Source organism: Levilactobacillus zymae (assembly GCF_032190635.1).
GTDB lineage: Bacteria > Bacillota > Bacilli > Lactobacillales > Lactobacillaceae > Levilactobacillus > Levilactobacillus zymae_A.
Window position 1 is genome coordinate 1,488,250 of sequence record NZ_JAVLAS010000001.1, and the last position, 18,761, is coordinate 1,507,010.

16 protein-coding genes are annotated in these 18,761 nt (G+C 53.0%); 14 read left to right on the plus strand and 2 right to left on the minus strand.

Annotated elements, in window-relative coordinates; genetic code table 11:
- Positions 1-6: 6 nt before the first annotated feature.
- The 4 genes from era (at position 7) to glyS (ending at position 5,057) form a co-directional block, all read left to right on the plus strand.
- Complete coding sequence (era, locus tag RI501_RS06835; RefSeq protein ID WP_313821118.1) at positions 7-912, plus strand: GTPase Era; 906 nt, start codon at positions 7-9, stop codon at positions 910-912.
- A gap of 69 nt (positions 913-981) precedes the next feature.
- The gene (gene recO, locus RI501_RS06840; protein WP_313821120.1) at positions 982-1,770 is read left to right on the plus strand and encodes a DNA repair protein RecO; all 789 of its coding nucleotides are present in this window, start codon (positions 982-984) and stop codon (positions 1,768-1,770) included.
- A 285-nt stretch (positions 1,771-2,055) separates the two neighbouring features.
- Positions 2,056-2,982 carry a glycine--tRNA ligase subunit alpha gene (gene glyQ, locus RI501_RS06845; RefSeq protein WP_057730811.1) on the plus strand — a complete coding sequence of 309 codons (927 nt, stop codon included), beginning with the start codon at positions 2,056-2,058 and terminating at the stop codon, positions 2,980-2,982.
- Positions 2,982-5,057: a glycine--tRNA ligase subunit beta gene (gene glyS / locus RI501_RS06850; RefSeq protein ID WP_313821123.1), complete on the plus strand. Its 2,076-nt coding sequence runs from the start codon at positions 2,982-2,984 to the stop codon at positions 5,055-5,057. The genes glyQ and glyS overlap by 1 nt, the downstream gene beginning before the upstream one ends.
- 69 nt (positions 5,058-5,126) lie before the next feature.
- Here the strand turns inward: glyS and RI501_RS06855 are convergent, their stop codons facing one another.
- Positions 5,127-5,663 carry a TetR/AcrR family transcriptional regulator gene (locus RI501_RS06855; RefSeq protein WP_313821125.1) on the minus strand — a complete coding sequence of 179 codons (537 nt, stop codon included), beginning with the start codon at positions 5,661-5,663 and terminating at the stop codon, positions 5,127-5,129.
- A 267-nt stretch (positions 5,664-5,930) separates the two neighbouring features.
- On the minus strand, positions 5,931-6,401 hold the full coding sequence (locus RI501_RS06860) for a hypothetical protein (RefSeq protein ID WP_313821127.1): 471 nt from the start codon (positions 6,399-6,401) through the stop codon (positions 5,931-5,933).
- A 318-nt stretch (positions 6,402-6,719) separates the two neighbouring features.
- Between RI501_RS06860 and dltD the strand changes: the two genes are divergently transcribed.
- From dltD to RI501_RS06910, 10 genes are all read left to right on the plus strand, one after another.
- The gene (dltD, locus tag RI501_RS06865) at positions 6,720-8,006 is read left to right on the plus strand and encodes a D-alanyl-lipoteichoic acid biosynthesis protein DltD (protein WP_313821129.1); all 1,287 of its coding nucleotides are present in this window, start codon (positions 6,720-6,722) and stop codon (positions 8,004-8,006) included.
- Between the two features lie 103 nt (positions 8,007-8,109).
- Positions 8,110-8,940, plus strand: a complete 831-nt coding sequence (locus RI501_RS06870; protein ID WP_313821131.1) for a helix-turn-helix domain-containing protein — start codon at positions 8,110-8,112, stop codon at positions 8,938-8,940.
- Between the two features lie 59 nt (positions 8,941-8,999).
- On the plus strand, positions 9,000-9,419 hold the full coding sequence (locus RI501_RS06875) for an SRPBCC family protein (RefSeq protein WP_313821133.1): 420 nt from the start codon (positions 9,000-9,002) through the stop codon (positions 9,417-9,419).
- Entirely contained in the window at positions 9,419-9,544 is a 126-nt protein-coding gene (locus tag RI501_RS06880; RefSeq protein WP_263862342.1) for a hypothetical protein, read from the plus strand. Before RI501_RS06875 ends, RI501_RS06880 begins: the two co-directional genes overlap by 1 nt.
- Before the next feature lie 115 nt (positions 9,545-9,659).
- Entirely contained in the window at positions 9,660-10,538 is an 879-nt protein-coding gene (gene pepI / locus RI501_RS06885; RefSeq protein ID WP_313821136.1) for a proline iminopeptidase, read from the plus strand.
- Between the two features lie 451 nt (positions 10,539-10,989).
- Complete coding sequence (gene dnaG, locus RI501_RS06890; RefSeq protein ID WP_313821138.1) at positions 10,990-12,825, plus strand: DNA primase; 1,836 nt, start codon at positions 10,990-10,992, stop codon at positions 12,823-12,825.
- Between the two features lie 10 nt (positions 12,826-12,835).
- A complete protein-coding gene (gene rpoD / locus RI501_RS06895) occupies positions 12,836-13,966 on the plus strand; it encodes an RNA polymerase sigma factor RpoD (protein ID WP_371862390.1) in 1,131 nt (376 codons plus the stop codon).
- 174 nt (positions 13,967-14,140) lie between these two features.
- Complete coding sequence (locus RI501_RS06900) at positions 14,141-14,545, plus strand: YxeA family protein (protein ID WP_313821140.1); 405 nt, start codon at positions 14,141-14,143, stop codon at positions 14,543-14,545.
- A gap of 217 nt (positions 14,546-14,762) precedes the next feature.
- On the plus strand, positions 14,763-15,269 hold the full coding sequence (locus RI501_RS06905) for an RrF2 family transcriptional regulator (RefSeq protein ID WP_313821142.1): 507 nt from the start codon (positions 14,763-14,765) through the stop codon (positions 15,267-15,269).
- A gap of 47 nt (positions 15,270-15,316) precedes the next feature.
- Entirely contained in the window at positions 15,317-18,574 is a 3,258-nt protein-coding gene (locus RI501_RS06910; protein WP_313821144.1) for an MMPL family transporter, read from the plus strand.
- Positions 18,575-18,761: the final 187 nt, after the last annotated feature.

An 18,761-nucleotide genomic window follows, 5' to 3' on the forward strand; every position in this document is an offset into this window, starting at 1 on the left:
AAAGTTATGGATAATCCAAATTATAAATCGGGTTTCGTGGCCATCGTGGGCCGGCCAAACGTGGGGAAGTCCACGTTTTTGAACCGAGTCATCGGTCAAAAAATCGCCATCATGTCGAACACGGCCCAGACCACCCGGAACAAGATTCAGGGGATCTACACCACCGATGACGCGCAAATCGTGTTTATCGATACGCCGGGGGTCCACAAGCCCAAGACGGAACTGGGCGACTACATGGTCAAGTCGGCGTTATCCGCACTAAACGAAGTTGACGCCATTCTGTTCATGATTAACGCCGCCGAAAAGCGCGGGGCCGGGGATAACTTCATTATTGACCGTCTGAAGAACGCTAAGGCGCCGGTCTACCTGTTGATCAACAAGATTGACCAGATTCATCCCGACGACTTGTTAACGGTCATGGACCAATACAAAAAGGCCTTACCTTGGAAGGCCGTTTACCCAATTTCGGCGCTGGAAGGCAATAATGTCGACGAATTTCTGGGCGACCTGGTGGACCAGATGCCGCATGGTCCCCAGTATTACCCCGAGGATCAGCTGACGGACCACCCCGAACGGTTTGTGGTCAGTGAACTGATTCGCGAAAAAATCTTCATGTTGACGCGCGAAGAGGTGCCGCATTCCGTGGCCGTCGAAATCGAAAGCATGAAGACCCAAAAGAACGACCAGGTCCGCATTGAAGCCACAATCATCGTGGAACGGCCGACCCAGAAGGGGATTATGATCGGTAAGGGGGGTAGTATGCTCAAGAAGATTGGGACGCTGGCCCGGCAAGACATCGAACACCTGTTGGGCAGTTCGGTCTACTTGCAACTGTTCGTGAAGGTTCAACCCGGTTGGCGCGATAAATCCAGCCTGTTGAAATCTTACGGCTACCGCAAGAGTGATATCTAAAACTAATCGTTTAAAAACGGTGTTCGCGGGTCCGGCCGGCGAGCACCGTTTCGTTTGAGGAGGGATCCCATGGCTCATCACGTCACAGATTTTCACGGCATCCTGCTGTTTCGGCGAGATTACGCCGAACGGGACTACCTAGTCAAGTTTTTAACCCAGGAGTTTGGCAAAAAGATGTTTCTGGTTCGTGGGGCCAAGAAACGCGGGTTCAAGATGACCGCCGATATCTTGCCGTTTACCGTGGGCAGCTACGTGGGCGACATCGCCGATACGGGGTTGTCTTACATTCGTACGCCCCGGGAAACCAGCCAGTTTCAGGGCATCGGCGAAGACATCTTTAAGAACGCCTATGCGACCTACATCATGAGTCTAGTGGACGTGGCCTTTCCGGATAGTCAACCGCTACCGGACTGGTATCACCGGGTGTACCGGGCATTGGAACTCATCGATGAGGGCCAAAATCCGGCCATCGTGACCAACATCATGGAGATTCAACTGATGCCTGCCTTTGGGGTGGCCCCGCAGTTACAGGGCTGTGCCATTTGCGGTCGCACGGACCTACCGTTCGATTATTCGGAAAGCTACGGGGGGCTACTGTGTCAACAACACTGGGCGGCCGACCCGCACCGGTTGCATCTGAGTCCGCGCACGGTCTACTATCTGCGCCAATTTTTGGTGATCGACCTGGATAAGGTCCATCAGATCAAGGTTAAGCCCAGCACCGAACACGCCTTACGCCAGCTGATGGATGAAATCTACGCGAGTCAAATCGGGGTGCATCCCAAGAGTAAGCGGTTCTTGGACCAGATGCAGTCTTGGGCGCCACGGTTACAAACGCCACCGGTTAATGGTGATTGACAAGCGTGGTCGAGACGCTTATGATTAATCACAGTTAAATAAGTCGGCAAAGATGAATGAATAAGTGTCAGAATTAACGACCTAGCGACTTCGGGACGGTGCAAGCCGAAGCGTGATTCTGAGACGTTGGCGCATTCGGAGTCGTTTCCAAGTAAGCTGCTAGTCGCTGACTAGAAGTAGGGTGGAACCGCGAAATTAATTCGTCCCTACGTGAATCTCTTTAGTGTAGATTCGCGTGGGGACTTTTTTGTGTGCTTATTTAGATCAATAAGGAGGAACGCATCCATGACAGAAAAACTGTCCATGCAAGCGATTATTTTAAAGTTACAGCAGTACTGGTCCGCACAGGGCTGCATGCTGATGCAAGCTTACGATACCGAAAAAGGGGCCGGGACCATGAGCCCGTACACGTTCTTACGGGCCATTGGACCAGAACCCTGGAACGCGGCGTACGTGGAACCTTCCCGGCGACCTGCCGATGGTCGTTACGGGGAAAACCCTAACCGGTTATACCAACACCACCAGTTCCAAGTGGTCATGAAGCCGTCCCCCGATAACATTCAGGAACTCTACCTGAACAGTTTGAAGGAACTGGGCATCAACCCCCTCGAACACGATATTCGGTTCGTCGAAGACAACTGGGAGAACCCATCCATGGGTTGTGCCGGGGTTGGTTGGGAAGTCTGGCTCGACGGGATGGAAGTCACCCAGTTCACCTACTTCCAAGTCGTTGGGGGCCAAACGGTGGATCCCGTGACCTCCGAAGTCACCTACGGGTTGGAACGGCTAGCGTCCTACATTCAGGACGTGAACTCCGTGTTCGACCTGGAATGGGGCGACGGGGTGAAGTATGGGGACATCTTCAAGGAACCCGAATACGAACACTCCAAGTACAGTTTTGAGGAAAGCGACCAGGCGATGTTATCGCGGCACTTCGACGAATACGAAGCGGAAGCCAAGAAGCAGATTGCTAACGGTCTGGTGCACCCGGCCTACGATTACGTGCTCAAGTGCAGTCACACCTTCAACCTGTTAGATGCTCGCGGCGCCGTTTCCGTGACGGAACGGGCCGGCTACCTGTCCCGGATTCGGAACATGGCCCGGTCGATCGCCAAGGCGTTCGTGGCCGAACGGAAGAAGCGTGGCTTCCCGTTGATCAAGGACGATGCCTTGCGGCAAAAATTATTAGCGGATTCTGAGGAGGCAAAATAATGGCACACACATTTTTACTAGAAATTGGGTTAGAAGAAATGCCAGCCCACGTGGTAACGCCAGCCATCCGGCAACTTCAGAAGCGCGTTGCCGATTACTTAAAGGACGAACGGATCAGCTATGACACCATCAAGCCGTTCTCGACGCCCCGGCGGTTAGCGTTAGAAATCACGGGCTTGGCCGACAAGCAAGACGACATCAGCGAATCCGTCAAGGGTCCGGCCAAGAAGATCGCCCAGGACGCCGACGGTAATTGGACGAAGCCTGCGATCGGGTTTACCCGCGGTCAGGGCTTAACGCCCGACGATATCGTCTTCAAGGAATTTAAGGGGACCGAATACGTTTACGTCGATAAGTTTATCGCCGGTAAACCGGTCGCCGAAGTCCTGGCCGGCTTACGCGAGATCATCATGGCGATGACCTTCCCGACCATGATGAAGTGGGGCACCCACCACTTCGAATACATTCGGCCAATTCGTTGGCTGGTGGCGTTACTGGACAGCGACGTGATTCCGTTTAGCATCTTAGACGTCACCACCGACCGGTTAACGCGCGGCCACCGGTTCTTGGGTAAGGAAATTTCCTTAGCCACGGCGGCCGATTACGAAGAAGCTTTGACCAGCGAATTCGTGATTGCCGATGCGGACAAGCGTAAGGAACTCATTAAGAAGCAGATTGCAAAGATTGCGACGGATAATGACTGGACCATTAATGTCGATGCCGGCCTCCTCGAAGAAGTCAACAACTTAGTCGAATGGCCAACCGCCTTTGCCGGGAGCTTCGATCCGAAGTACCTGACGATCCCCGAAGAGGTCCTGATCACGTCCATGCGGGACCACCAACGGTTCTTCTACGCCCGGAACCAGGACGGAAAGTTGTTACCGAACTTCATCTCCGTACGAAACGGGACCGATCACGACCTGCAAAACGTGGTGGCAGGGAACGAAAAGGTCTTGACGGCCCGCCTGGAAGACGCGATGTTCTTCTACAAGGAAGATCAGAAGAAGACCATTGCGGACTACGTGGAACGCCTGAAGAGTGTTAGCTTCCACGATAAGATTAGTACCATGGCCGAAAAGATGACCCGAGTGGAAGCCATCGTGACGGTGTTAGCCGATCGGTTGGGGCTTAACGATGCGCAAACCAAGGCGGCCGTCTGGGCCAGTCAAATCTATAAGTTTGACTTAGTCACCGGGATGGTTGGTGAATTTGCCGAACTCCAAGGGGTCATGGGGGAGAAATACGCCCTCTTAAACGGCGAAGATCCCGCGGTGGCCCAAGCTATTCGCGAACACTACGAACCAATCTCGGCCGACGGAGCCTTACCAGCTTCTGTGCCGGGGGCGGTCTTAGCCTTGGCCGACAAGTTCGACAGCATTTTGACGTTCTTTGCGGCGGGGATGATTCCGAGTGGCTCCAACGACCCGTATGCTTTACGGCGTCAAGCCACGGGGATTGTGCGGATTGCCACCGATCAGAACTGGTCGCTGCCAGTTGCGGATCTAGCAACGGCCTTTATCTCGGCCGAAGAGGTTGCTAACGTGGCACCGAAGTTGGATCAGGCCGGTCAAATTGATGCCGTCGTGGACTTTATCAAGGAACGGGTCCGGAAGATGTTACGCGGTGCCAAGGTGCGCCACGACATCATCGACGCCGTCTTAGGTGGTAGTAGCAGTGACATCACCGACCTCTTCACCGCAGCGGACATTTTGACGACCCACGCGGCCGACGAAAACTTTAAGGCGGTTATCGAATCATTGACGCGGGTTATTCGGTTGTCCCAAAAGGCACCGAAGGACATCGCTAGCGTGACGATCGACGCGAACAAGTTCGAAAACGCCAGTGAGGGTGAATTGCACCACGGAGTTGATGACGTGGCCCAGGCAGCCCCACAAGGCTTAACGGCGCTATACGCGGCCCTAGTGGCGGTTCAACCGGCTATCGCGGACTACTTTGAAGCCACGATGGTCATGGCCGATGACGAGGCTGTGCGGAACAACCGCTTGGCTGAGTTGACGCGGTTAGCTAAGTTAGCCTTAGAATTGGGCGACTTGGACCAATTAGTGGTGAAATAATTTAAATTTAAATTCAACTAAAAATCGGACCGTTACCCGGCTGAACTGGGTGACGGTCCGATTTTGGCGTTAGGGTTGGGTTAACCGGGACAAGTCTTGAATGAGGGTGTGTGCGACCATTGTGGGGGATTCGGGGTCGGTTTGAGCTAACCAGGTGTTTAGCGTGGTCCATAAGCCCCCCAGGAGAAAGTTGGGAAGATATGTGGGAGTCATTTCATTAGTGAGTCCCAGATCCTGGGGAGTTAAGTGCACGTGTGCGCGGGCGAGCAGTCCCGTGAATAGGTCCTGACGAATCAGCAAGAGCAACCGCGCCCGCTCGGACCACCAGAATTGGAAGAAAAAAGTTATGGTGGCAGTTAGGTCGGCCGACGCGGGGACCTGAGCTTGGCGTGCGGTCTGATATTGTTGCCACAAGCGATGGCCATAAAAGGCCAACAACTCATCCTTATTCGCGAAAGACCGGTAAAAGGTGCGCCGGGCGAGTTGGGCCTGAGTGGTCAGATCCGTGACCGTGATTTCACCGTAATGGTTGTCAGCCAGTAAGGTAAATAGGGCGTCGACCAGTAGTTGGCGGGATTGTTCAGCTAAACGTTCTTGTCCGTTCATGAGAGACCTCCTGTCACAGGTGTTACCCGTTTCGCGGGTAAAGGACCTGTTATGAGTTAAGTTTAGTATACCTGAAAAGGGACTGAGTGTCACAGCTGCGTCACGAGAACACAGATGTGACTGACACGAGAACGTTCAGGGACGGTAAAAAGCGGCTGGTTGAATAATTATTAAATAAAATACTTTAACTTAAAATCCAAGCACGTTCCCGTGGCTCAAGGAAAACCAACTTAAAAATCGCCCACGTTAATGGTGGACGATCCGGATTTAGTGTACTAACTGCTTAAGGGCCACGATCTTGAAGGCGGGCTTGGTGACGTATTTGGTATAGCCCTTGTAGAAGTGTAACTGGTGTTTGGAGACAAGCTTTACTTTATAGGTCAGCCGTTGGCCGGCGAATTGGACCGTGGTCCCCTTAGGCGAATATTGAATGCCACTTAAGCGGTAAACGTGATGACCCAGGGCTTGGTACTTTAACTTTTTTAAGCCGTACCCCGGTAGTTTGGCGTAAGTGGCTTTAGCATTAGTGGCTTGTAGTAAGTTCCCCGTACCCTTAGTCGCCGAATAAGTGATGTAGGCCTTGTTGTCGCCGGCCCCGTTATGGTACCAAGTCTTGCGCAAACTCTTGGGCGTCCCCGCATGCCAGGTCAGCGTCTTCGCGTTGGCTTGTATTGTGGTTCCCGTCCACACGGCAGTGCCGAGCAGGAGGGTTAACCCCAGTCCGTTGATTAATTTCATGATGAAAAACTCCCCGTAGATTAGCAGCTTTTTCGGTCGTCAGAATTTGGACCTCGTTAAGTATACCAGGAACACCGACCACGCGATAGGCGCTAACTAGCGGGATGATGGGGGACCGACCGAAAGCTGAAAAAAACTTTAAGGTTAAGTTGGTGACTTTGCAAACCAAGATGACCATGCTAACCTTAGAAAGGAAATTCGCCTAGGACTGATAACCGTGAGATGTGGGGGAACGGGGACCTGGGCACGAGGGGGAGTCAGTAATTTGCATTACTTACAAAGTAACACAGTCTCGACCCAACGAGGAGGCCAAAACTGATGGGTAAACGGTTATTTCAAGTCCTAGGCCCCGTCTTATTGGCGGGAATTTTAGTGTTGGTCGTGCTATTTTCACCGGGAAACTTTGGCCTCAAACACGTTGGGGCGGGCACCGAAAAACGGGCGGCGGTATCGTTGTCCGCCAACGTTTTAAAGGGTGAACACATCAAGCAGGCCGCCTTTCGGGGAAACTACGTGCCCTTCATGGGGTCGTCCGAATGGTCGCGGTTTGAACCGACCCACCCGGCGGTCTTGGCCCAGAAGTATCACCGCAACTACCGGCCCTTTTTACTCGGGGCGCGGGGCACGCAGTCGTTGACCCAGTTTCTGGTGATGCAAAACCTGCAGGGCACCCTGAAAAATGGTCGGGCGGTCTTCGTGATCTCGCCGCAGTGGTTCGTCAAAGACGGGATGCGGCCGGACGCCTTTGCCTTCTACTACTCTCAGCTGCAAACCGTGGAGTGGTTGCTCAAGGACCGGCACAGCGCCATGGACCGCTACGCCGCCCAACGGTTGTTACACTTGCCGGGAGCCCAATCAGATCAGCTGTTAAAAGCGGCGCTTCATCGTACGGCGACCGGCCGGACACTGACGGCCCATCAGTTATTCTACTTAAAACTTAAACGGCAGTTACTGACGCGTGAAGACCAGTTCTTCTCGAGCGTCAACCTCCCGTCGTTTAACTCGGTGCACGTGGCGCAGCAGGCGGCGTTGTTGCCCCGTCACGAGTCGTATCAGGCCTTGGATCGGTTGAGTGTGCGCTTGGGGCGCGAACAAACCAGCAATAACCGGTTTGAAATTCGGAATCAATTCTATAATCAAGGGTTGAAGAAGCCGGTTCAGCAGGGCAAGTTGCGCGGCTTTCAACGCGACCTCGACTACACGCGTTCGCCCGAGTTTGCGGATTTTCAGTTAGTCTTGGATCAGTTTGCCCGCTTACACACCAACGTTTTATTTGTGATCCCACCGGTCAACGCTAAGTGGGCCCGTTACACGGGGCTTTCGACGACGATGTTGAAGCAATTCGACCGCAAGATTCGGTACCAGTTGCAATCGCAGGGGTTCACCCACGTCTGTGACCTGAGTCGTCAAGGTAACGTGCCGTACTTCATGGCCGACACGATTCATTTAGGCTGGCGGGGGTGGCTGGCCATGGACCAACGGGTGAAGCCGTTTTTGACCCAACCGCAGGCGCGCCCGCACTACCAACTGAATGATCAATTCTACACGCAGGCGTGGCAACAGCTACCACCGAACCGACTAACCCAATACGCAACACAACGTTAATTAGTGAGGCACCCGGACCGTTTAGCCGGATGCCTTTTTAGGTGGATAAGAGTCGCGGAATCTGGCACTCTTTTGATAGAGTGAGCCTTAGGAGATGAAGCGAATGTCACTAGGAGCAACACTAAAAATGGTGCGGCAACAGCACGGCTGGACCCAAAAGCGGGTCGCTACGGGCCTATGTTCCCAGTCGCTATTGTCGGCCATCGAACACGACCACTACCGACCCAACGCCCAACTGTTCATGGCCTTGTGCCGTCGGTTAGCGATTTCGCTGGACCAGGTGAGTTTGGCCCAAGGAGTTATGGTGAGTCCGATGGCGGCGGTCAATCAGCGCTTGGAACAGCTGTGTAACCGCCACGAATACGCGGCGCTGAAGGCTGATTTACTCGCGCCGACAACCGTGGCACAGGTGGTCACCGACGCGCAAACCCAGGCCTACTATTATTACCTGGGCGTGGCGGAGTTTCAGGTGGACCCCTCGTTGACGGCGGCCGGGGATCATCTCAGATTAGCGGTTAATTTGGGACGTCGGCGCCACCCCCTAACGACGATGACGCGATTGAGTTGGGCGGCGTTTGCCTTGGTGACGCAGCGTCAGGGCCGCCCGCAAGCCGCTAAGCGGGCGTTGAGGCAGGCAATCACGGGGATTGAACGCGCCGCTTACGAAAAAAATTTAAACATTGTGTTTTACCTGGCGGCACTGATGACTTGCGACCAGCCCGTTACGGCGACGCAGTGGCTCCAACGGGGCATCGCCTTTGCGACCCAGCACGATACGCACTATTTGTTGGCGAATGATTATTACTTATTGGCACAGTTAGCGGCCCGTCAGTCTGATCCAACCGGTCAACGGGATGCCCAGCAAAAGTCCCAATTTTTGACCGACCTGTTTCACGAAAAAGTCTATCGGCCGACCGGATTATCAGAATTCTGATTTTGATTGGCGCGGCGTGACGCGTAGAGTGGAACCATCATTAAAGGAGGTTGCTTTCGATGACAAATCGTTTATTCCGTCTGACAATCATGGTGCCCGCGACAGTGACACAGGTGCGTCAGCTATTACTCACGCCTGACCGACTACCACAATGGAATCCGGGGATTGGGACCCTGACGGTGCGCCCCAACGGGTGGGTAATTACGCGTTCGGTTCCCGCCCTGAACCGGTACGAAATTCTGACCGTAACCGCTACGACGCGGCAGGTCGTGTACCACAGCACCGCAGGCCGCTTGACCTACCAACTGCGGTTCGATTTAACCCCACGGGGGACCCGGACGCAAATCACCGAAGAGCTAGTGCCAACGACTTCGGCCGTCAGGGGATTACCTCTGACGCTCTTAATGGCCAACGCTAGATCCGCTTTTCAGGCAAACCTGCAGAATTTAGCGGCGTTGATGACCAGGACGGCGCGCTAATGAAGTTAACGTTAACGTCTCTTTTGCGCGTCATGGTTAGCTTGTGGGTGCTGGGCTGGGGATTACGGGTCCTACTGCTAATGATTGGCTTGGGGATGGGCTACTGGTGGTGGCATCGCCGGTAGCCGGAGAAATTTTGGCGAGACCGCGTCGTTGATTAATCACCGAGACTTGAAATTATCGGTGAATTATGAAATGATTAAAAATAAATGAGAATTCATTTAGAGGGGAAGTCATTAGATGAAGATTCAAGAAGGCTACATGCCGTTCCACGGATTTAAGACGTACTACCGGATTGTGGGGGAACCCAATCCCGATAAGGCACCGCTGCTCCTGCTCCATGGCGGGCCGGGATCGTCGCATAACTACTTCGAACTGCTGGACGATTACGCCAACACCGGTCGCCAACTGATCATGTACGACCAAGTCGGTTGCGGTAAGTCCTCGTTACCGGAAGATGAGGGCGTCTACGTCAAGGAAACCTGGGCCGAAGAGTTAGTGGCGTTGCGCCAATACCTGCACCTGGACCAGGTCCACATGTTAGGCCAGTCCTGGGGCGGGATGCTCGAAATGCTATACCTGACCAACTACAGTCAAGCCGGGGTCAAGAGCGTCATGATCGACGGCTCGCCCGCGTCCATCAAGTTGTGGACCCAAGAACAACACCGGTTGATTTCCTACCTGAGTTACGAAGACCGCGAAGCCATCGCCGAGGCCGAACGGACCGGCCACTTCGACGGTCCCAAGTATTTAGCGGCCAACGACCGTTACATGGAACGGTACTGTTGGGACGATCCCGATGAAAACTCACCGGAACCCCTCCGGCGGCCGACGAACGGTCAGCGGGCCAGTCGCATTGCCGAGGGTCCCAACGAGTTTACCGAAAACGGGACCATCAGTGACTTTGAATTAACCGACCAGCTCCATAAGATCCACGTGCCGGTGCTGGTGACCAACGGGACCGACGATCTGTGCACGCCACTAATTGCTAAGTCCGTGTACGACCACATTCCGGGGGCCAAGTGGCATCTCTTTGCCAACAGTCGGCACCTGGCCTTGCTGGACCAGCATGATGAGTTTATCCAGGTCTTGGACCAGTGGTTGACCACTAACGATTAGCCACCCAGGGGGTTAAGGACGGTTAATTTGTGAGCATTAACGTCAAAAGTGGTCATTATTCCTGAGTTTGGAATAATGACCACTTTGAGGTTAAACGACACTAATTGCCGGGGATGCACGCTTCAGTACGGTTGTTGCAAAGCTTAGTTTTAGATTCGGCCAAGCGCCTAAGGGAAAAGTTGAGTCAACCGAAGGGGTAGCCCAATCCGTTTGATACGGGAGGCAACTTGATTGCTTTTTCTCGCCGGCCGACTATAATAATTTAAACTATCAATTTAACAGGAATCAGGCGAAAAGTTAAGCGTTTTGCTTGGCCGTTTTTCGGCTTCGTGGTATTATATATCATGTATTTCTACGCACGAATTCCAATCAAAGAGTCGCACTTTTCGGGTTCCCGGGGTGCGACTTTTCAAGGCTAGCGTGCGGGACTTAACGCGGAAGGGGGCTTACGATGGCGAAGATTCCGGAAGACGTCATTGAAACCGTCCGTACTGCGACCAACATTGCTGATGTGGTTGGTCAGTATGTTCAGTTAAAGAAGTCCGGGAAAAATCTCTTTGGTTTGTGTCCCTTTCACGAGGAACGAACACCATCTTTTTCTGTTTCGGAAGATAAGCAGATTTTTCACTGCTTTAGCTGTGGACGGGGCGGTAACGTTTTTAAGTTTTTGATGGAACTGGAGCATGTGAGCTTTCGGGAGGCCGTGGTTAAGGTCGCCGATTTTAGTCACGTTGATCTCGATACTGAATACCGAGAAGAAGCCAATGCACCGGCCGTAGATTCCAAGACCGGGCAACTGATTGAACTGCACGAACAGGCGGCGAAGTTGTACCACCATATCTTGGTGAATACGGAGATGGGACAGCCAGCGTTAGATTACCTGCATCAGCGGGGATTAACGGACGACACCATTGAGCAATATCAGTTGGGATTTGCGCCGGAGCAACGGTTGTTAAAACCGTTCTTTGATCAACGGCAGGCGGATTATCAGCTGTTACGCCAAAGTGGGCTTTTCATTGAAAATACGCAGGGGGAATTACGCGACCGGTTTACCGAGCGGGTGATGTTTCCGCTGCGCAATGCGAGCGGTCACGTGGCAGCCTTTTCCGGACGGGTGTTGAAGAAGACCGAGGATCAGCCCAAGTACTTGAACAGTCCCGAAACGGCACTCTTTACCAAGAGTCGGTTACTCTTCAACTTTGATTTGGCCCGACCGGCCATTCGCCAAGCTGGCGAAGTCACGTTATTTGAAGGGTATATGGATGTGATTTCGGCGGCCCAAGCGGGGGTGCACAACGGGATTGCTTCGATGGGGACCAGTTTGACCACCGAACAGATCTACGCGATTGAACGCACCACGGATAAGATTAACGTCTGTTACGACGGCGATACGCCGGGGCAACGGGCGACGCAGCGGGCCATTGGTCTGTTACAGCAGCACAGTCACCTGCAGATTAGTGTTATTCAGTTACCCGAGGGTCAAGACCCGGACGAATACCGGCGCGCGCACGGTGACGAGGCCTTTCAACAAGTGATGCAAAGTGCCAAGGAAACGCCCATCCGCTTTCAGTTGCGGTATTTACGGCGTGACCGGGCCTTGGACACCGACAGTGAACGGCTGGCTTACCTCAACGACGTGATGCCGTTACTCGCGCAGGTCAACGAACCGGTGGCGTTAGACCTATATCTGAATCAGCTGGCCGATGAGTTCCACTTAGATAAGTCGGCACTGGTCGCCCAGTTGAAGCAGGTACAACAAAGCACCGCGGCCCAACAGGAACGGCAACACGTTGCGACACCGGCACCCTTAACGGCACCCGCCACCGTGCACCAACAACGGCGGCCGCTGACACGGCTAGAACGGGCGGAACGGCAATTACTGTATTGGTTGTTGCACGACCGCAACGTCTGGACCAAGGTTAGCCAGGTTCCCGGTTTTTGTTTCGTGCACGACGATTATCAAGTGATTTACACCCTGGCCCAGGGTTATTTTCAAACACACCAAGCGTACCAAAGTGCCCAGTTTACCGATTTCATTCAGGAAGAACGACTCCAGCAATTGGTAATTGAACTGGAATCGACCATTTCTTTAGCGGCGGTCACCCCGCGAGAAATTGATGACTATTTGAAGGTCATTATGGATGAGGCCCCGTTAGATGCGCAGCTTCGCGCGAAGAAACGTGCACTAACGGAGGCATCGCGACTGGGCGATGCGGCCCAACAGCGCCAACTCGTTATCGAGATTGTGCAGTTGGAGCAACAACGACAGGCAAACAAACAAGTTTAGTCTAGGGGGTATTTTAATGGCAAAAAAGACCACGGATCAACCAATGTTTGATCAAAAGGCATACAACAAAACGGTGCGGGCATTAATTAAGAACACCAAAAAAGCCGGCCACATGACGTACGATGAACTCACTGATAAGGTGGCTTCACCTTACTCGCTGGATGCCAAGCAGATGGATAAGTTATTAGAGACGATTTCCGATGCCGGAATTAGCGTGGTCGACGCAAAGGGTGAACCAGACCCACGGGCCGTTAAAGCTCAAAAGGCGGTTTCAAAGAAAGAATTAAAGGAAGCTTCTACCACCACCGGGGTCAAGATTAACGATCCCGTGCGGATGTATCTGAAGGAAATTGGGCGGGTCAGCCTGTTAACGGCGGACCAAGAAGTGGCCTTAGCCTTACGGATCGAAAAGGGTGACGAAGCGGCCAAGCAAGAATTGGCCGAAGCCAACTTACGGTTGGTGGTCTCCATCGCGAAGCGCTACGTAGGTCGGGGGATGCAATTCCTGGACCTGATTCAAGAAGGGAACATGGGACTGATGAAGGCCGTTGAAAAGTTCGACTACCGGAAAGGGTTTAAGTTCTCCACGTACGCGACTTGGTGGATTCGTCAAGCGATTACGCGGGCGATTGCGGATCAGGCGCGGACCATTCGGATTCCGGTTCACATGGTTGAAACCATCAATAAGTTGATCCGGATTCAACGGCAACTGCTCCAAGACTTAGGGCGGGAACCAACGCCGGAAGAAATTGGGGCCGAAATGGACATGCCAACCGAAAAGGTGCGGGAGATCTTGAAGATTGCCCAAGAACCCGTTTCGTTGGAAACGCCAATCGGGGAAGAAGACGATTCGCACCTGGGAGACTTCATTGAAGACCAAGACGCGACGAGTCCGGCCGATCACGCGGCTTACGAACTGCTCAAGGAACAACTCGAAAGTGTGCTGGATACCTTGACCGACCGGGAAGAAAACGTGCTGCGATTACGGTTTGGTTTAGACGACGGCCGGACGCGGACTTTGGAAGAAGTCGGCAAGGTCTTCGGCGTCACCCGGGAACGGATTCGGCAAATCGAAGCCAAGGCACTACGGAAGTTGCGCCATCCATCTCGGAGCAAGCAATTAAAAGATTTCTTGGAATAAATAAAACGCGCCAATCAGCTCGGGCTGGTTGGCGTTTTTTTTTTGCTAATTTTAAACTTTCACTTAAGGAAAATGAGCCGATCAACTTTTAATTGACAGAGGAATTAAAATCCGGTATTCTATGATAGTCAGTTAGTTAGTTGAGTAATTAACCAATGTAGAGGAGTAAAAAATATGAAAATTTTGGGGAAGTTAGTGACGACAATGGCGGTCCTAGGCGGTATTTTGATAGGTGGTGCGGTTGTCTTACCGAGTCTGACCAAGAATCGCAGTTCCGAAATCGCCATGGCCATCGATAACGTTAACCCGTTGGTGACGACAGAGACCGTCTATACCGCAACTAGTGTTCAGCCCGTTCGGGAATTTACCGGGGGAGCGGGCGAGAAGGAATATGAATATCGGCTAGTAACGTATAACGCGAAGGGCCAAGCCCGGACCGTAACTTTCGATGCACAGTGGCGATTGAAGCGGGGGAAATACCTGGCGATTCGCACGAAGGGTCAAAACGTTGAATCCTGGCAGGCGGTGGCCCGTGAGCACGTGCCGAGTGGGGTCCGGCAGAATATTTTAATGGCGTAATCTTGAAGCGAGTTTGGCGGCTAAAGCGGCTAAACTCGTTTTTTAGTTACTCATTATCCGCTAAGTCAGGTGACTTTTGGTTGTTATCGTTTACATGAAAAATTAATCGCTAATAGAGGTGTTTTATTGAGTAAATAGTCTTGAATTTTAGGGTAAAGGGGATATAATGTGTCTTGTTTAAATGTGAATTGATTTTGGGGGAAAGGAGGACCTTTCGGTGAAAGCTAAACCGAGTTTAGAGCAGGCTTTGTGCATCGTCGCCTTATTAGGGATTCAGGACCGTCAGATTCCATTGCAAAGCCGTTTGGTGGCTGAACGGCTAGGGATCTCAACCAGTTATCTGAAAAAGATCGTTCAAAAGCTAGCCGGTGCGCGCATCGTGCGAACCGTGCCGGGACGTGATGGGGGGATCGTGTTAACTAAGGATCCCCAGCACATTACCTTACTAGACGTGTTCGATGCCATTGAGGGGCGTCAGCCGTTTATTAAGAACACGGGATTGGTTAACAAGGTGTTTGGGCTAGACCATAAGGCTGAGTTTATGCGGACCTTTCAGCTGAAAGATTTTCGCGACCAACGCCCGGTAGCCAATGTTTTAGCGGTCTTTAACCAGGCCGAGGAACGCTACCGCCAACAGCTGGCGTCACTAACGATTGGCGCGGTCTTACCAACGGATGGATGTCAGGCTTTACAGTTGGACTGGACGCGCTGGTTGACCCGGTAAGGTCAGCAGCCATCAACGAGAGAATTGAATTTTTAGGAGGTTTTTCGATGAATAAGCACTATATCTGGAACGTGCTCGGCTGGTTGGTCATTGTCTTACTAGCCGTCCTCACGATTCCCAATATGAGTAAATTAGTTGCCGACAAGGGGCAAATTACCGTCCCGAGCAGCTATCAGAGTACCCGGGCCACCAACATGCAAAAGCAGTGGGGGCGGTCTCAACGGGGGACCACGGCCGTGGTTGTGGTCTTTAACAACGGTGACTCGGCGTTAACGGGTCACCAGAACACCGCTATCGATAAAACGATTCAGCGGATTAAAAATCATGAGGATCAGTATCAAATCCGCTCAATAACGGCGGCTAGTGATAGTTCTACGGCCGCTTCGCAACTGATCTCTAAGGATAAGAGTACCCAATTGCTACAGTTGAACGTTCACAAGTCGTCGAGTCATTCTATCACGACGATTCGTTCAGAGATCACCAAGCTGGCTAAGACCAGTGGGGTGACCACCTACGTCACCGGGGCAGATGTCTTGAACCAAGACTTCTCGGATGCCACGCAGGCCGGGGTCCAGAAGACCGAAATTATTGCTGCTATTTTTATTTTCTTAGTTCTCTGGTTGGTCTTCCGGTCGCCGATCACGCCCCTGTTTTCCTTACTGACCGTAGCGGTTTCGGTGATTACGTCGATTTCCGTAGTCGCCAACCTGGTGGACCGGTTTAACTTTCCGTTCTCCAACTTCACGGAAGTTTTCATCGTCATCGTGTTGTTTGGGATTGGGACCGACTATAACATTCTGCTGTATAACGAGTTCCGTGAGCGGTTAGCCAACGGTAAGGACCGCTATACCGCGACTAAGGAGGCCATCCGAATTGGGGGCCGCACGGTGCTGTATTCCGGGTTATCGGTCTTAATCGGGATGAGTGTGTTGGGCTTTGCCAACTTCTCGCTGTACCGTTCCGCGGTCGGCATTGCCGTCGGGGTCGTGGTCTTACTAGCGGTTCTGTTAACATTAAACCCGTTTTTCATGGCAATTTGCGGGCCAAAAATGTTTTGGCCGGTTAAGCAGTTCCAGGGTGAGGGCGATAGCCGGCTCTGGCACAACATGGCTAAGCATTCGATGATTCGCCCCGTCATCACGTTGATTCTGGTCGGCGTTGTCTTTGTTCCACTGGCCCTGACCTCGCACGGGACGCTGGATTACGATAACCTGGTCGAAATTGGCGACAACGTGCCCGCCAAACAAGGATTCAAGGTCGTCCAGCAACACTTCTCCAAGGGGACGGCCGAACCGACGACGATTTATATCCAGAGTAATCATAAATTAGATAATGAAAAGTCGCTCCTTTTGATTGATCGGCTGACTAAGCAATTGCAGCAATCCGACGGGGTCAAAACCGTGGCCTCTGTCACCCAACCCGGGGGGAAAGCCATCAAGAAACTGTACGTTCGTAACCAGATGAGTTCGGTCACCACTGGTTTAGTGCAGGCCCAAAAAGGGGTCAACAAGATTAACAAGGGCCTCAAATCCGCCAACAATAAGCTGGGGAAACAAAACGTTTCCGGCTCCGTGAGTCAGGCCAAACAGCTTGCCAGTGGGGCCCAACAGGTCAGCAGTGGGACTAAGCAACTTCAATCGGCAATCTCGCAGGTCTCAACCGGGGTTAACTCGTTGAACAGCCAGGTCTCTTCGGCTTCGGGCGGACAACAAGCAGCGCAATTGGCTCAATTAGAGTCGGCGCTACCGCAGTTGAATGCCGCGATTCAACAATTGAACACCCAGGTTTCCGGGAGCTCAACTAGTGCCAGCGGCGTCACCGGTTCACTGACCACCATTGGGAGTCAGACGCAAGACATTGCGACCCAATTGCGCAACATCCAAGGCGCAATGGGCAACCTACCGTCCGTTTCGGCCTCGAGTGTCGCCGCGGCCTTTACCGCCGCCGGAGCTCCGTTGTCCGCGACGCAGCAGCAAGTCTTGGCTGGCGTCTTAGCCAAGCAGGCGGCCGCCCAACAACAACTGAAGTCGACGTTGTCCAGTTCATTGACTAAGATTGGCAGCGACGCGACGGCCATCGGTAACGCGGATCAGAGCGTTGCCAGTCAGTTACAAACGCTGCAGGGCTCGACGAGTCAACTGCAAAGCGCTGTGGCCACCTTAGCCCAGAAGTCTAACGTGGTTCTGCCGGGAGCGGCGACCGCCTTACAAACGGCTAGTTCGCAGTCTAGTCAGTTGGCTAGTGCGACGAGTCAACTGCAAAGTGCCATGACCACGATTAACGGGCAGATGCCGACGTTAGTTTCCGGGGCTAGTCAAGTGGCCAGTGGTAACCAAACCATGGCAACTAAGTTAGCGTCGATGAGTAAGCAACTGGCGACGTTGAAGGCCGGCTTAGGGTCGGCAACGACCGGTTTATCCAGTGTATCGAGTGGGGTTGGGTCGGCGAACGGCTACCTCAAGGGCTTACAAAAGTCCGCGGCGGCGCAAACCTTCTACATCCCGACCAAGCAATTACACGGCAAGTCGTTTGCCCCGGCGTTGAAGACTTACTTGTCACCGAACAAGAAGTTGACCAAGCTGACGGTGGTCTTAGACGATGATCCGAGTTCCGCGGCCGCGATGGCGCGCCTGCCTAAACTGGAAAAGGTCGTCACCGGTTCACTGAAGGGGACGAGCTTGGGGAATGCCAAGGTGGCCTTCGGGGGTAACACGTCACAGACCAACGACATCAACGAGATGGCGTCCGGGGACTTTACCCGCACGGTCATCATCATGTTAGCTGGGATCTTTATCGCTCTGATGGTGGTTACCCGTTCGCTAGTTCAACCAATCGTGATCGAAGGGATTTTGCTTCTGGCCTACTCCGGGGCCTTAACGCTAGTTCACTGGTTGGCTAAGCCAATTCTGGGAACCAACATGCTGACCTGGAACACGCCGTTCTTCACGTTTGTGATGCTGATCTCACTGGGGGTTGATTACTCGATCTTCCTGATGCGCAAGTACCGGGAGTACCTGCACGAACCGGGGGCTACGAGTACCAAGATGCTTCAGGCCGCTACGGTCATTGGGACCGTGGTCATCTCGGCCGGCATCATCTTGAGTGGGACGTTTGCCGCGTTGATTCCATCCGGCGTCATGACGCTGATTCAGATCGCGTTGGCCGTGATCTTAGGGATTGTCTTATTGATCATCCTGTTGCCAATCGTGATGCCCGCGGTCATGAAGATTACCTACCCGTACCCGTATTCCGGGCTTGCTCGGCACGCGAATGCCGAAACCCGTGAAGCGGAGAAAAAAGAGTAGTTGCGTTAAAAAATAACGGGAACGCCTGAAAATTGGGCGGCCCTTGAAGGTAGCTGGTTTTGCGACTGAAGTGGTCGGAAAACCAGCTACCTTTTTTCTAATTAGCCCCATCGGCGGTGGGTATCTAAAACGCGCGACTTAGCTTATACTAGACCATAAGCAGTCAAGATAGAGAGGAAGTTACGAC